Origin of the sequence: Streptomyces sp. Tue6028, from assembly GCF_002300165.1 — a bacterium.
Taxonomy (GTDB): Bacteria; Actinomycetota; Actinomycetes; order Streptomycetales; family Streptomycetaceae; genus Streptomyces; species Streptomyces siamensis.
Genome location: NZ_MLCE01000033.1, coordinates 1 through 14,456, shown reverse-complemented (window position 1 = coordinate 14,456; position 14,456 = coordinate 1). Strand labels below are relative to the sequence as shown.

Annotated in this window: 10 protein-coding genes; 4 read left to right on the top strand and 6 right to left on the bottom strand. The window is 70.4% G+C overall.

Features of this window, described 5'->3' with window-relative positions; all coding sequences use genetic code 11:
- Nucleotides 1-33 precede the first annotated feature (33 nt).
- Entirely contained in the window at nt 34-1,749 is a 1,716-nt protein-coding gene (locus BKI49_RS31290; RefSeq protein ID WP_095937661.1) for a glycoside hydrolase family 6 protein, read from the bottom strand.
- A 34-nt stretch (nt 1,750-1,783) separates the two neighbouring features.
- Nucleotides 1,784-3,262, bottom strand: coding sequence for a cellulose binding domain-containing protein (locus BKI49_RS31285; RefSeq protein WP_095937660.1), 1,479 nt, complete (start codon nt 3,260-3,262; stop codon nt 1,784-1,786).
- Between the two features lie 252 nt (nt 3,263-3,514).
- Between BKI49_RS31285 and BKI49_RS31280 the strand changes: the two genes are divergently transcribed.
- Both BKI49_RS31280 and BKI49_RS31275 read left to right on the top strand, forming a co-directional pair.
- Complete coding sequence (locus tag BKI49_RS31280) at nt 3,515-6,430, top strand: glycoside hydrolase family 48 protein (RefSeq protein ID WP_095937659.1); 2,916 nt, start codon at nt 3,515-3,517, stop codon at nt 6,428-6,430.
- A gap of 135 nt (nt 6,431-6,565) precedes the next feature.
- Nucleotides 6,566-9,244, top strand: coding sequence for a cellulose binding domain-containing protein (locus BKI49_RS31275; protein WP_095937658.1), 2,679 nt, complete (start codon nt 6,566-6,568; stop codon nt 9,242-9,244).
- Between the two features lie 91 nt (nt 9,245-9,335).
- Here the strand turns inward: BKI49_RS31275 and BKI49_RS31270 are convergent, their stop codons facing one another.
- Nucleotides 9,336-11,210 (bottom strand): rhamnogalacturonan lyase, encoded by a 1,875-nt coding sequence (locus BKI49_RS31270; RefSeq protein WP_179332643.1) that lies wholly within the window; start codon nt 11,208-11,210, stop codon nt 9,336-9,338.
- Nucleotides 11,211-11,298: 88 nt separating this feature from the next.
- Nucleotides 11,299-12,243 (bottom strand): helix-turn-helix transcriptional regulator, encoded by a 945-nt coding sequence (locus tag BKI49_RS31265; RefSeq protein WP_095937657.1) that lies wholly within the window; start codon nt 12,241-12,243, stop codon nt 11,299-11,301.
- A gap of 39 nt (nt 12,244-12,282) precedes the next feature.
- Between BKI49_RS31265 and BKI49_RS31260 the strand changes: the two genes are divergently transcribed.
- Entirely contained in the window at nt 12,283-12,789 is a 507-nt protein-coding gene (locus tag BKI49_RS31260; RefSeq protein WP_095937656.1) for a hypothetical protein, read from the top strand.
- On the top strand, nt 12,786-13,256 hold the full coding sequence (locus tag BKI49_RS31255) for a hypothetical protein (protein ID WP_095937655.1): 471 nt from the start codon (nt 12,786-12,788) through the stop codon (nt 13,254-13,256). Before BKI49_RS31260 ends, BKI49_RS31255 begins: the two co-directional genes overlap by 4 nt.
- A 12-nt stretch (nt 13,257-13,268) precedes the next feature.
- On the opposite strand, the gene BKI49_RS31250 is transcribed toward BKI49_RS31255, so the two are convergent.
- Both BKI49_RS31250 and BKI49_RS31245 read right to left on the bottom strand, forming a co-directional pair.
- The gene (locus BKI49_RS31250) at nt 13,269-13,985 is read right to left on the bottom strand and encodes a class I SAM-dependent methyltransferase (RefSeq protein WP_095937654.1); all 717 of its coding nucleotides are present in this window, start codon (nt 13,983-13,985) and stop codon (nt 13,269-13,271) included.
- 5 nt (nt 13,986-13,990) lie between these two features.
- Nucleotides 13,991-14,296, bottom strand: coding sequence for a 4a-hydroxytetrahydrobiopterin dehydratase (locus BKI49_RS31245; protein ID WP_095937653.1), 306 nt, complete (start codon nt 14,294-14,296; stop codon nt 13,991-13,993).
- Nucleotides 14,297-14,456: the final 160 nt, after the last annotated feature.

Genomic DNA, 14,456 nt, shown 5'->3' with positions numbered 1-14,456 from the left:
ACCCGGCCCCGGCGGATCATCCGCTCGCCGGGACTACAGCGCCGGGTAGGCGTTCGCCATCAGTTGCTGGAACTGCGCGGAGAACCAGTGCCCGGACAACGGGGCGTTCGGCAGGGCGCCGGACAGGTTGTTCCCGTTGCGGGCGTTGCCCGTGTACGTCGGGTCGCACATGCGGTCGAAGCCCTTGCCCTCGTCGTTCGAGATCGCCGAGCTGGAGCCGTCGGACTCACCCGGGGGCTTCATCCACACGTACGCGTCGATGCCCGTCGCCGGGGCGGCCTGCGGACGCTCGCCGAGGCCGGCACCGGACTGGTTGCACCAGTTGCCGATGTGGATGCGGCGGTCGTAGCGTCCGCCGTCGACGTAGGTGTCCACGCTGGTCGTCGCGCCGGGACCGGTGGGCCGTGCGCTGCCGCCCCAGCCGTTCCTGGAGGTGTCGATCAGCATGCCGATGCCGGAGTTGAAGCCGACCGAGACGAGCTGGTTGCGGAAGGCCTGCGCGTAGGACAGCTCGTCGACGTACCGGTTCCAGTCGACCCACTTGGACTGGCGCACCGTGGTGCCGTTCACCGAGTCGTTGACGGTGAAGTTGTTCTCCTTGAGCGCACTGTAGTTGGCGGTGTTGGTGATGAAGCCGTGCACGTCGTCGACGGTCGCGCCCTCACTGGTCGCCGCCTGCTTGAACAGGGTGGCGGACGGGCCGAAGTTGTCGTCCCAGCCGAGCCAGCCGTGGTGTCCGGCGTCGATGTAGTTGTAGACGTTGGGGATCGCGCCGAGCTTGGCCAGGGCGTAGCCGACGCCCTTCACGTAGTTGCCGTTGGCCTGCATGGTGTCGCACTGCGGGGTGGCGGTGGCGCGGCTGCCGGTGTTGGTGACGAGGTTGGGCAGCGAGTCGATCTCGATGGTGGTGACGATGCGCAGCGAGGCGTACTTGCTGTCGGAGAGGATCGCCGCGATCGGGTCGATGAACTGCGTCTTGTACTTGTCGATCTCCGTCGGGCCGAGTTCGCCGTTGGACGCGAGGGCCGCGCAGTCACGTCCGGGCAGGTCGTAGACGACGAGCTGGACGACCTCTTCGTTGCTGCCCTTCTGGGCGAGCGCCGCGTCGAGGTGGGCGCGCAGACCCATGCTGCCGCCCGCGCCGTTGATGGCGGCGATCCGGTCGAGCCAGACTCCCGTGGGCTGGTTGGAGATCCGGCTGCCGCCGGGTTCGGCCGCGGCCTTCGCGGACCACTCGGGGTTCACGTACACCTTGGCGCCGGCGTAGGGGTTGTCGACCCTGCCGGAGGGGTCCGGACCGGGGTCGGGGTCGCCGCCGCCCCCGTCGTCGACGTTGCAGGTCACGCCGTCGAGCGTGAAGCTGGTCGGCAGGGCGTTGGTGCCGCTGTAGGAGGCGTTGAAGCCGAAGCTGACCGAACCGCCGCTCGCCAGGGTGCCGTTGTAGCTCTCGTTGGCGGCGGTGACGGCCGTGCCGCTCTGGGTGATCCTGGCGTTCCAGCCGGAGGTCACCTTCTGGTTGCCGGCGTACGACCACTTCACCGACCAGGACGACTTGGCGGCCGAGTTGTTGGTGACGGTGACGGCGGTGGTGAAGCCGGTGTCCCACTGGTTCTGCACCTTGTAGTCCACGGTGCAGGGGACGGCGGCGATGCCGGGTTCGGGGGCGACGACGGCGGCGGCGGTGCCGGTCGTGGTCGCGCCGCCGAGGAGGACCAGGCTCGCCAGTAACGCTGTTCTGGTGCGACTCATGAGTGCGGGTGTCCTATCCGTTGACGTGTGTGTCTCATCCGTTGAGGGCGCGCAGGTGGTCGCGCAGCCCGATGCCGTACGAGGTGGGGGTTCCGTCGTAGTCGGAGATCAGGGAAGGGCCCGAGGAGCAGTCCCAGGTGTTCCAGGTCCAGCCGAGGTAGGAGAGGTTCCGGTCGTCGAACCACTTCATGACGGTGTCGACGAAGCCGTGGGAGCAGGTGTTCTCGCCGATCTCCCCGGCCACGAGCGGGACCTGGGCCGCCACCGGGGCGAGCGTCGAGTTCCAGCAGCTCTCGCTCGCACAGGTGTTGAAGTTGTAGACGTGGTAGGCGGCGACCAGATTGCCGGTGGGATCGGACGGCTTGTACGTGAGCCACTGACTGAGGTCGTTGGAGTACGCGAGACCGCCGGCCAGGATGAGGTTCTTGGCGCCGGTGCCGCGGACGGCGTCGACCAGGTCCTGCATCCCGGCGACCTCGTAGGAGATGCCGGGGCAGGTGCCGCCGTCCCGCCAGCAGGTCCACGCCTGGGTGGTCGTGGACGTCGCGCGGTCCGGGTAGGGCTCGTTGAACAGGTCGAACGCGACGGCCGGGTCGTCCTTGAAGGTGCCGGCGACCGAGGACCAGAACGACGGGGTGTACTGCGCGTCCGGCATCGGCTTCTGGCAGGTGGCGTGCACGTCGGAACAGCCGGCGGAGTTGCCGGTGTACTGGCCGTAGCTCCAGTGCAGTTCGACGAGCGGGGTCATGCCGTGCGCCTCGACCTTGGCCACCAGGTCCTTGACGGCGGCGATGTAGTTGGCACCGCCGTACTCGGGTTTGATGTTGGACAGGCCGAGCCAGCACTCCTCGTTCAGCGGGATGCGGACCGTGTTGGCCTTCCAGTCGGCGATCGCCTTGACGGCGGCGTCGTCGACCGGCCCGTCGAAGATGCCGTAGCCCTGGACGCACATGAACTCGCCGCCGGAGCGGTTGACTCCGAGCATCCGGCGGGTGGCGCCGCCGGCGTCCACGAGCTTGTTCCCGGACACGTGGAGCTTCGGCGCCTCGCCGGTGGGGGGCGGATCGGTGGGCGGTGGGTCGGTGGGGGTCGGCTCGCCGTCCACGTTGCACGCCGTGCCGTTGAGCTTGAATCCGGTCGGTGCCGTGTTGCTCCCGGACCACGAGGCCAGGAAGCCGGCGCTGACGCTCGCGCCGGAGGCCAGCGAGCCGTTCCAGTTCTCGTTGGCCGCCGTCACCGACGTGCCGGACTGGGACCACTTGGCGTTCCAGCCCTGGGTGACCTTCTGGCCCTGGGCGAAGTCGAAGGTGAGGCTCCAACTGCTCACCGAGGCCATGTTGTTGGTGATTTTCACGGCGCCCTGGAAACCGGCGTCCCACTGGTTGGTGACGGAGTACTCCACCGTGCACGCGGGAGTGGCTCCCGAGGCCGTGACCGTCGGCGCGATCGCCGTGCCCACGAGGGCGACGGCGGCGCCGACGAGTAAAAGTCCTGAACGCGGGGGGTGTCGCATGAGCGACTCCTTGCAGCTCGGGCGCGTCGTGACGGACGCGTCGACTGATGGAATCGCTCCCACTGGTGCGGTTGAAGTTAGCGCCAAGTGTCCGCGAAGGACAGAGGTGTCGCGTTGTTGATCAATCGAATCATTTCGACTCACCGAGCACCTTGACCGCTCACAGCCCGCTCTCCACTATGGGAGCGCTCCCACTGGTTCAAGGCTTGTTGCTCCTCCCCCATTCTCCGAGCCGCAAGGAGGAACCAGCACATGCTCCCCAGACCGGGACGTCGCACGTCGCGACGTCTGTGGACCGCTGTCGTGGCGGCCCTGGCACTCCCCCTGACGACCCTGGCGACGGGTACAACTCCCGCACACGCAGCGGCAGTTCAGTGCAGCGTCGACTACAAGACCAATGACTGGGGCTCCGGATTCACCGCGGATCTGACGATCACCAACCGCGGTACGGACGCGATCACCGGCTGGACCCTCAGCTACGCCTACACGGGCAACCAGACCCTCACCAACGGCTGGAACGGCGCCTGGTCCCAGTCCGGCAGAACGGTCACGGTGAAGAACGCGGACTGGAACGGGACGATCGCCGCCGGGGCCGCCGTCACCACCGGCGGCCAGTTCACGTACAGCGGCACCAACACCGCCCCCACGTCCTTCGCGGTCAACGGCACCACCTGCGCCGGCGCGCACCAGCCGCCGGTGACCGTGCTGACCAGTCCCACCGCGGGAGCCGTCTACTCCCAGGGCGACGCCGTACCGCTGGCGGCGACCGCGGCCGCCGCCGACGGGGCGACCGTCAGCAAGGTCGAGTTCTACGACGACACCACGCTGCTCGGCACCGACACGAGCTCGCCGTACACGCTGTCGGCCAATGGCTTGACCGTGGGCAGTCATTCGCTGATCGCGAAGGCGTACGACAGTCTCGGCGCGTCCGCCGACTCCACGCCGGTCGGCATCACCGTCGCCTCGGGTCCCGCCGTGGTGGCCTCGCCCTCCCAGCTCGGCGTCCAGCAGGGCAGGACGGGCACCTTCGACGTGAAGCTGTCCACCCAGCCGTCGGCGAACGTGACGGTCGCGGTGGCCCGGACGGACGGCAACACCGGCCTGTCGGTCACGGGCGGCTCCTCGCTCACCTTCACACCGTCGAACTGGAACACCGCGCAGAAGGTGACGATCACCGCCGACGCCTCCGGCACCGGCGCCGCCACCTTCACCGCCTCGGCGACCGGCCACACCAAGGCCACGGTCACCGTGACGGAACTGGCCGCCTCGAAGGCGTACGACGCACGGTTCCTGGACCTCTACGGCAAGATCACCGACCCGGCGAACGGCTACTTCTCGCCCGAGGGCATCCCCTATCACTCGGTGGAGACGCTGATCGTCGAGGCGCCGGACCAGGGACACGAGACGACGTCGGAGGCGTACAGCTATCTGATCTGGCTGCAGGCCATGTACGGGAAGGTCACCGGCGACTGGTCCAAGTTCAACGCCGCGTGGCAGACCATGGAGACGTACATGATCCCCACGCACGCCGACCAGCCGACGAACTCCTTCTACAACGCCTCGAAACCGGCGACGTACGCCCCTGAGCTGGACACCCCGAACGAGTACCCGGCCAAGCTCGACACGGGCGTCTCCGTGGGACCGGACCCGATCGCCTCCGAGCTGAAGAGCGCGTACGGCACGGACGACGTGTACGGCATGCACTGGCTCCAGGACGTCGACAACGTCTACGGCTACGGCGACGAGCCCGGCAAGTGCGAGGCGGGCCCGACCGCGACCGGCCCCTCCTACATCAACACCTTCCAGCGCGGCGCGCAGGAGTCGGTGTGGGAGACGGTGCCGCAGCCGACCTGTGACGCCTTCAAGTACGGCGGCACCAACGGGCACCTGGACCTGTTCACCGGCGACTCCTCGTACGCGAAGCAGTGGAAGTACACCGACGCGCCCGACGCCGACGCGCGCGCGGTGCAGGCCGCGTACTGGGCCGACGTGTGGGCCAAGGCCCAGGGCAAGGGCGGCGACGTGTCCAGCACCGTCGGCAAGGCCGCGAAGATGGGCGACTATCTGCGCTACGCCATGTACGACAAGTACTTCAAGAAGATCGGCAACTGCGTCGGCCCGTCGACGTGCGCGGCCGGCACCGGCAAGGACGCGTCGCACTATCTGCTGTCCTGGTACTACGCGTGGGGCGGCGCCACCGACACCTCCGCGGGATGGGCCTGGCGGATCGGCTCCAGCCACACGCACGGCGGCTACCAGAATCCGCTGGCGGCCTACGCGCTGAGCTCGAACGCCGACCTGAAGCCCAAGTCGGCCACCGGACAGGCGGACTGGGCCAAGTCGCTCGGCCGGCAGCTGGAGTTCTACCGCTGGCTCCAGTCGGACGAGGGTGCCATCGCGGGCGGCGCGACCAACAGCTGGGCGGGCCGCTACGCGACCCCGCCGGCCGGCACGCCGACCTTCTACGGCATGTACTACGACCAGCAGCCGGTGTACCACGACCCGCCGTCCAACCAGTGGTTCGGCTTCCAGGCGTGGTCGATGGAGCGGGTCGCCGAGTACTACCAGCAGACGGGGAACGCGAGCGCCAAGGCGATCCTCGACAAGTGGGTCTCCTGGGCGCTGTCCAAGACGACCGTCAACCCGGACGGCACCTATCAGATCCCGTCCACCCTCCAGTGGTCCGGCGCCCCGGACACCTGGAACGCGTCGAGTCCCGGCGCCAACAGCGGACTTCACGTCACCGTCGCCGACTACACGAACGACGTCGGGGTGGCCGCCGCGTACGCCAAGACCCTGTCGTACTACGCCGCCAAGTCCGGCAACACCCAGGCGAAGACGACGGCGAAGGCGCTCCTCGACGGCATGTGGAGCAACTACCAGGACGGTCTGGGCATAGCCGTCCCGGAGACCCGCGCCGACTACAACCGCTTCGACGACGGCGTGTACGTCCCGAGCGGCTTCAGCGGCACGATGCCGAACGGCGACAAGATCAACTCTTCCTCGACCTTCGCCTCGCTCCGGTCCTTCTACAGGAACGACCCGGCCTGGTCGAAGATCGAGAGCTATCTGGCGGGCGGCGCCGCGCCCTCCTTCACGTACCACCGTTTCTGGGCCCAGGCGGACATCGCACTCGCCATGGGCTCGTACGCGGAGCTGCTCGAATAGTCCCCGCTGAGGCTCCGTGTACACGGCCCTGTCCCTGACGGCAGGGCCCCGGCCGGGCGGTCCCTCACCCGCACTGAGGGCCGCCCGGCCTTCGCGCCTTTCCCTCCCCCCGCATTCCCCGGAAAGGACCCCACCGTGCGCAGAACCCGCATCCTGACGGCCGTGCTCGCGCTCGCGGCCGGATTACTGGCCGGCACTCCGCCCGCACTGGCCGCGGACGCCCCGACGGCCGCCGGCTCCACGGACACCACGCAGACGGCGGTCGCCGCGGACACCTACACCTGGAAGAACGCCCGGATCGACGGCGGCGGCTTCGTCCCCGGCATCGTCTTCAACCGCTCCGAGAAGAATCTCGCCTACGCGCGCACCGACATCGGCGGCGCCTACCGCTGGACCGAGTCCACCAAGAGCTGGACGCCGCTGCTCGACTCGGTCGGCTGGGACGAGTGGGGCCACACCGGAGTCGTCAGCCTCGCCTCGGACTCCGTCGACCCGGACAAGGTGTACGCCGCGGTCGGCACGTACACCAACAGCTGGGACCCGACCGACGGCGCCGTGCTGCGCTCCTCCGACCGGGGCGCCAGCTGGCAGAAGGCCGATCTGCCGTTCAAGCTGGGCGGCAACATGCCCGGCCGCGGGATGGGCGAGCGGCTGGTCGTCGACCCCAACAGAAACAGCGTGCTGTATCTCGGCGCGCCCAGCGGCAAGGGGCTGTGGCGCTCCACGGACTCCGGGGTGAGCTGGTCGCGGGTCACCGCGTTCCCCAACGCCGGCAACTACGTCCAGGACGCCACCGACACCAGCGGCTACGCCTCCGACAACCAGGGGATCGTCTGGGTCACCTTCGACGAGTCGACCGGCACGAAGGGCAGTACGACGCAGACGGTCTACGTGGGCGTCGCCGACAAGGACAACGCGGTCTACCGCTCGACGGACGGCGGCACGACCTGGACCCGGCTCGCGGGACAGCCCACCGGCTACCTCGCCCACAAAGGCGTGCTCGACGCGGCGAACGGCTACCTGTATCTCGCCTACAGCGACAAGGGCGGACCGTACGACGGCGGCAAGGGCCGGTTGTGGCGGTACGCGACCCGCAGCGGGACCTGGACGGACATCAGCCCGGTCGCGGAGGCCGATACCTACTACGGGTTCGGCGGACTGACCGTCGACCGGCAGCACCCCGGCACCGTGATGGCGACGGCGTACAGCTCCTGGTGGCCGGACACCCAGATCTTCCGGTCCACCGACAGCGGCGGCACCTGGACGAAGGCCTGGGACTACACGTCGTACCCGAACCGTTCGAACCGCTACACGATGGACGTCGCCTCCGTGCCCTGGCTGACCTTCGGCGCGAATCCCGCACCGCCCGAGCAGACCCCCAAACTCGGCTGGATGACCGAGGGGTTGGAGATCGACCCGTTCGACTCCGCACGGATGATGTACGGAACGGGCGCGACGATCTACGGCACCGAGAACCTGACCGACTGGGACACCGGGGGCCGGTTCACCGTCGAGCCCATGGTCCGGGGCCTGGAGGAGACGGCCGTCAACGACCTCGCCTCTCCCCCGTCGGGTGCTCCGCTGCTCAGCGCGCTCGGTGACATCGGCGGATTCCGGCACACGGATCTCACCAAGGTCCCCTCGATGATGTACACCTCACCGAATCTCACCACCACGACGAGCCTGGACTACGCCGAGACGAACCCGAACACGGTGGTCCGGGTCGGCGACCTCGACTCCGGCCCGCACATCGGCTTCTCGACCGACAACGGCGCCAACTGGTTCGCGGGCACCGACCCTTCGGGCGTCACCGGCGGCGGAACGGTCGCCGCGGCCTCGGACGGCAGCCGCTTCGTGTGGAGCCCGTCCGGTACCGGGGTGCAGTACACCACCGGGTTCGGTACGTCGTGGTCGGCGTCCTCCGGCATCCCGGCCGGGGCGCGGGTCGAGTCCGACCGGGCCGACCCGAAGACCTTCTACGGCTTCAAGTCCGGGACGTTCTACGTGAGTTCGGACGGCGGCGCCACCTTCACCGCGTCCCCGGCGAGCGGACTGCCGAGCGGCGACAGCGTGCGCTTCAAGGCGCTGCCGGGCACGAAGGGTGACGTGTGGCTGGCGGGCGGCGCGAGCGACGGGGCGTACGGGCTGTGGCACTCGACGGACGGCGGCGCGACCTTCACCAGGCTGGCCGGAGTGGAGCAGGCCGACACCATCGGCTTCGGCAAGGCCGCCGCCGGCGCCTCGTACCAGACGCTCTACACCAGCGCGAAGATCGGCGGAGTCCGCGGGATCTTCCGGTCCACCGACAAGGGCGCGACCTGGACCCGCATCAACGACGACGCCCACCAGTGGGGCTGGACCGGCGCGGCCATCACCGGCGACCCGCGGGTCTACGGGCGGGTGTACGTGTCGACGAACGGGCGCGGGATCGTCTATGGCGACACCTCCGACACGAGCGGCGGCGACGGCGGCGGCACCGATCCGGCACCGACGGGTGCCTGCGCGGTGACCTACCGGATCACCAACCAGTGGTCGGGCGGCTTCCAGGCGGACGTGACCCTGACGAACAGCGGCACGAGCGCCTGGAACGGCTGGACGCTCGGCTGGACCTTCCCGGACGGCCAGCGGATCACCCAGCTGTGGAACGCGGACCACACCCAGGACGGCACGGCCGTGACCGCGAGGAACGTGAGCTGGAACGCCACCGTGGCACCGGGTTCGTCGGTGGCCTTCGGCTTCACGGGCAGCTGGACGGGCTCGAACACGAAACCCAAGTCGTTCCGACTCGACGACCGGACCTGCACGGTGACCTGACCGGCCGGGGATCCGGACCCGCCCGGGGCAGCCGCGCGAGGGGATCGCGCGGCTGCCCCGGCCCGTTCCCCGCGGGCGCCGTCTCAGCGGATCACGGCGCGTACACCGCGGGCCGTGGCGCGGTCGGCATGCCGTCGCCCAGGAAGAAGCTCGGGTGCGGGGGCTGGTTGTAGGCCGTGTTCTGCCAGGCCAGCGCCGTGCGGTACTGGGTGTCGTGCAGCAGGGTGGTGATCTTCGTGGTCGTCTCGTACGGCGTCGAGTAGATCCGCAGCGCCGTGTTGTCGGTCGTCGGCCAGACGACCTCCTCGCGCCAGTCGCCGAACAGGTCTCCGGACAGCGACGGGGTCGCCTTGGTGCCGTTGTTCGAGTGGACGCCCGCGCCGGTCAGCAGGCGGGTGTCGGCGGACGTGCCGTACTTGTCGACGTGGGTGCCGTCGAGGAGTTCACGGACCGGGTCGCCGTCCCACCAGGACAGGAAGTTGGCGCTGCCCGGCTTGCGGTTCGCCACCACGGTCCCCTTCGGGTTGCGGACGCCGTCGGCCCTGGAGGACCAGGACTCGGCTCCCGCGCTGCCCGCCCAGACGTCCCCGGACACACCCCTGCCGTTGTCGCCGTCGGCGGCCGTCGACCACAGGACGGCGCCGGTCCTCGCGTCCGCCATCCACGACGACGGCTTGCTGGAGTCCTCGTCGACCTTGAACTCCTCCAGGCCCGCGCGGGACGGGTCGAGATCGCCGACGTGCATCGCGTCGCCGTGGCCGTTCCTCGTCGTCCACAGCCCGGAACCGTTGTCGTCCACCGCCATCGAGCCGTACACGATCTCGTCCTTGCCGTCGCCGTCGACGTCCGCCACGGACAGCTGGTGGTTGCCCTGGCCGTCGTAGCCCTTTCCGCTGTTGGTCGAGGAGTTGGTGTCGAACGTCCAGCGCCGGGTGAACGCGCCGCCGCGCCAGTCCCAGGCGGCGATCACGGTCCGGGTGTAGTAGCCGCGCGCCGTGATCAACGAGGGTCGGCTGCCGTCCAGATAGGCGGTCCCGGCCAGGAACCGGTCGACGCGGTTGCCGTACGAGTCGCCCCAGGACGAGACGGTGCCGCGGGCCGGGACGTAGTCGACGGTGCCCATGGCGGCTCCCGTCAGGCCGTTGAACATGGTCAGGTACTCGGGTCCGGACAGGACGTAGCCGCTGGAGTTGCGGTGGTCCGCGGAGGAGCTGCCGATCACCGTGCCCCGGCCGTCCGTCGTACCGTCCGCCGTCTTCATGGCGACCTCGGCCCTGCCGTCGCCGTCGTAGTCGTACACCTGGAACTGGGTGTAGTGGGCGCCCGAGCGGATGTTCCTGCCCAGGTCGACGCGCCACAGACGGGTGCCGTCGAGCTTGATGCCGTCGACGATCGTGTTGCCGGTGTAGCCGGACTGGGAGTTGTCCTTGGCGTTCGTCGGCTGCCACTTGAGGACGAAGTCGAGCTGTCCGTCGCCGTCGAGGTCGCCGACGGAGGCGTCGTTGGCCTCGTAGGTGTAGGCGACTCCGTCGGGTGTGGTGCCGCCGGCGGGCGGGGTGAGGGGCACGTCCTTGTAGCCGCTGCGGAACTGGACGGCGTGCACCGAGTCGCCCTGCTCCACGCCGTTCACGATCGCGCGGACCGTGTAGTCGGCCTGCGCGGGCGCCCCGGAGTGGAAGTAGTTCGTGGAGCCGGTGACCGGGGACGGGTTCACCTTCGTGCCGGCCCGGTAGACGTTGAAGGACACGTCGTTCGGGTCGGTGCCCAGCCAGCGCCAGCTGACCAGGTTGCCGCTGTCGGTGTGGACGCTGACGACGCCCCGGTCGAGGGCCTCGACCTGCCGGGCCGTGGCGGCTTCGGCCGATCCGGTGCCGAGCGCGGTGAGCCCGGCGGCGACGAGTGCCGCCGCGGCCGCCGTCGCCGAGCCGATCACGCGTCCGCGGTGCTGCCTGTGCGGGTGCTGCACGATGGGTACCTCCTGGGAGGACAGACGGATTCCGTCCCCTCGGTCGCCGCCGCCCGCACGGGAGTTGCCGCTTCTCGGCAAGCGCTCTCTATCCGTATCGGCGCGCCAGCTCCCGCACCGTCGCGGCGATCCGCTCGCGCAGCTCCGGCGGCTCCAGGACCTCGACGGCCGCACCGAGCCGCAGGAAGTCGTCGTGCGCCTGGTCCACGGACTCGATGGGCACGGTCACCCGCGTCCAGCCGTCCTCGTCCGTACGGCCGTCGGCGGCCACCGCGTCGGCCAGTGGTCCGCTCGGACGGCTTCCGGGAGCCAGCCGGACGACGGCCCGGCCGCGGCGCAACCGCCGGTGGAAGTCCTGCTGGTACGCGGTCCAGTACGCGGCCAGGTCGAAGTCCTCGGGACGGGTGAACTCCTCCTCCGTCGAGGCCAGTTCGAGGATCTGGTCGACGCGGTAGGTGCGCGGGCCCGGTCCCGCCACGACGTACCAGCGGCCCGCCTTGAGGACGAGACCGTACGGCTCCAGCCGGCGCTCCACGTCGGTCGGCTCGCGCCAGCGGCGGTACAGGATCCGCAGGACGCGCCCGTTCCACACCGCGTCGGCCACCGCCGGCAGGTACGGGGTGTCGTCGGCGTCCGCGTACCAGCCGGGCGCGTCCAGATGGAAGCGGCTGCTGATCCGGTCCGCGTGTCCCCGCAGCTCGTGCGGGAGGGCGGCGCGCACCTTCAGCCGGGCGGCGGCGAGGACCGGGCCGAGGCCGAGTTCGGCGGCCGGTCCGGGTACGCCCGCGAGGAAGAGGGCCTCGGCCTCCCCGGCGGTGAGGCCGGTGAGACGCGTCCGGTAGCCGTCGAGGAGCCGGTAGCCGCCCGCGTGGCCCGCGTCCCCGTACAACGGCACGCCGGCCGCGCCCAGCGCCTCGACGTCGCGGTACACGGTCCGCACCGACACCTCCAGCTCCTCGGCGAGCTGGGCGGCGGTCATCCGGCCGCGGGTCTGCAGCAGGAGGAGGATCGAGACGAGTCGGCCGGCTTTCACTGACACAGGATGTCAGTGGAGCGGGCCTAGCGTCCGGTCATGGCTTCGACGACCTTCTCGGCCTCCCCTGGCTTCCGGGAGAAATTCCTGACCGTGCCGCCGCCCATCGAGGTGGCGGGGCGGCACATCAAGCGCTACCACGTCACCGAGGACCCCGCCGGCATCGCGCCCGAGGTCGAGCGGGCGGCGTACGCGATCCTGCCGCGGCTGCTCCCCGAACCGGACGGCACCCCGCCGGCCAGCTTCGTCGTGCTGCACCGCGGCGGCGACGACGGCGCGTACCTCAACGTCTACAGCTGGGTGTGGGACAACGTCCTGCAGTTCGGCGGCGCGGCGGCGGGCCAGCCGGTACTGGGCTGCCCCGACCGTGACCCCACGCACTTCGTCGTGCCCGGCCGGCCCTGGATCGGCTGCGTCTGGGAGCTGCCGCCGATCCTGCACGAACGCGACGCCTGGGTGCGGCATCTGCTCGCCCCCGACACCCCTGACCTGGAGGCCTACCTGGCCGACTCGCTGCCCGAGGGAACCACGGGAGACCGCTCATGAGCACCCCGCACGACTTCGACTTCCTGCTCGGCGACTGGGACGTCCACAACCGCCGGTTGACCGACTTCCTCGACCCGGACGGCGGCTGGGAGGAGTTCCCCGCCACGAGCCACTGCCGGAGCCTGTTCGACGGGGCCGCCGACATCGACGAGATGGACGTGCCGGACCTCGGCTGGAAGGGGCTCACCCTGCGGCTCTTCGACCCGGAGGCGCGCCGGTGGTCACTGCACTGGTCCAGCAGCCGCAGCGGCAGGCTCTTCCCTCCGATGTACGGGTGGTTCGGGCCCGACGGGCGCGGCGAGTTCCTCGGGGACGACACGCACGACGGGAAGGACGTACGGGTGCGCTTCGTGTGGTCGGGGATCTCGGCGACCACCGCCCGCTGGGAGCAGGCCTTCTCGGTGGACGGGGAGCGGACGTGGGTGACCAACTGGGTCATGGAGTTCACCCGCCGCGAGCCTGTGTGACGGCGGGCCGGCTCAGACCCGGCGGTACGCCCGCAGGGTGAACTCGGGGTCCGGGCGCGGCGAGTCGGGGTCCGGCAGGGCCTCGACGCGGTCGGCGAGTTCGGTGCCGCCGGCGGGGTAGATCGCGCCGTCCCGGATGCGGCGGGCCAGCCGGCGCGGGACGCGGCCCTGGCCGTGTCCCGGGAAGCGGGCGATTCCGCTCGGGAGGAGGCCGTGCGCGGCGGCGTACGCCGTGACGAGCGCGGCCGAGTCCGCGGCGTGCCCGGTGCGGTAGGGCGCGGCGAGCACGTCGATGTCGCTGTCCACATGGTGGGCGGCGTCCTTGTCGACGGTGGTGACGAGGACGCCGCCGGGCCGCAGGACACGTGCGGCCTCGGCCACCACGGCTTCCGCGTCGGCCAGCAGGTGCAGCAGCCAGATGACCGTGAGCGCGTCGAACGAGCCGTCCGCGAAGGGGAGTCGACGGGAGTCGCCGAGGACGACGGCGCCCGGCAGGCGCGCCGCGGCCGTGCGGACCATGCCCGCGGAGGAGTCGACGCCCGTCACCCGCAGTCCGGGCCTGCCCGCGGCGAGGCGTCGCGTCACGATCCCCGTGCCGCAGGCGACGTCGAGCAGGTTGCGCGCGCCCGCCGGCACCAGCCCGAGGGCCGAGCCGGCCGCCGCGGCGGCGCGTGGCTCGCCGCCCCGCGTCGCGTCGTAGTCGTCCGCTTCCCTGTCGTAGTCCAGCACGTGGGTCAGTGTGCCCCGTGCCCCGGTGCCAGGTCCTCCACCCTGCGGGCGAGACGGAAGTCGAGTTCGGTGACCGCGCCGCCGATGCTGTGCGTGTTCACGGTGAGGTGGATCGTGTTGTAGCCGAGGGTGAGGTCGGAGTGGTGGTCGAGCTCCTCCTGCACCTGTGCGATGTGCACCACCATCGCGGTGGCCGCGAAGTGCGAGCCGAGCCGGTAGGAGCGGGCGAGGCGGTCGCCGTCCAGCGACCAGCCCGGCAGCTCGGCCAGCCGGTTCTCGATCTCCTTCTGCGACAGCGGCTCGACGGCCATGACCTCGCTCCTCTCGGGGGGAAGGGGGCTGCGGGTTCCCGCATTCCTCAGCGTGCCACAGGGGCTCGCGGCCGGCTCCGTGGACGCTGGGCCGGTCTCGGCCTCTCGGGCCCGGGCCGGCCTCGTTGCCTGGGTTTCGGACGGGTCGGGCGCGTGCCCT

What these genes read in the sequence shown, in the direction of transcription:
- BKI49_RS31290 (WP_095937661.1), bottom strand. Translation starts at nt 1,749, where the DNA reads ATGAGTCGCACCAGAACAGCGTTACTGGCGAGCCTGGTCCTCCTCGGC.
- BKI49_RS31285 (WP_095937660.1), bottom strand. Translation starts at nt 3,262, where the DNA reads ATGCGACACCCCCCGCGTTCAGGACTTTTACTCGTCGGCGCCGCCGTC.
- BKI49_RS31280 (WP_095937659.1), top strand. Translation starts at nt 3,515, where the DNA reads ATGCTCCCCAGACCGGGACGTCGCACGTCGCGACGTCTGTGGACCGCT.
- BKI49_RS31260 (WP_095937656.1), top strand. Translation starts at nt 12,283, where the DNA reads ATGGCTTCGACGACCTTCTCGGCCTCCCCTGGCTTCCGGGAGAAATTC.
- BKI49_RS31255 (WP_095937655.1), top strand. Translation starts at nt 12,786, where the DNA reads ATGAGCACCCCGCACGACTTCGACTTCCTGCTCGGCGACTGGGACGTC.
- BKI49_RS31245 (WP_095937653.1), bottom strand. Translation starts at nt 14,296, where the DNA reads ATGGCCGTCGAGCCGCTGTCGCAGAAGGAGATCGAGAACCGGCTGGCC.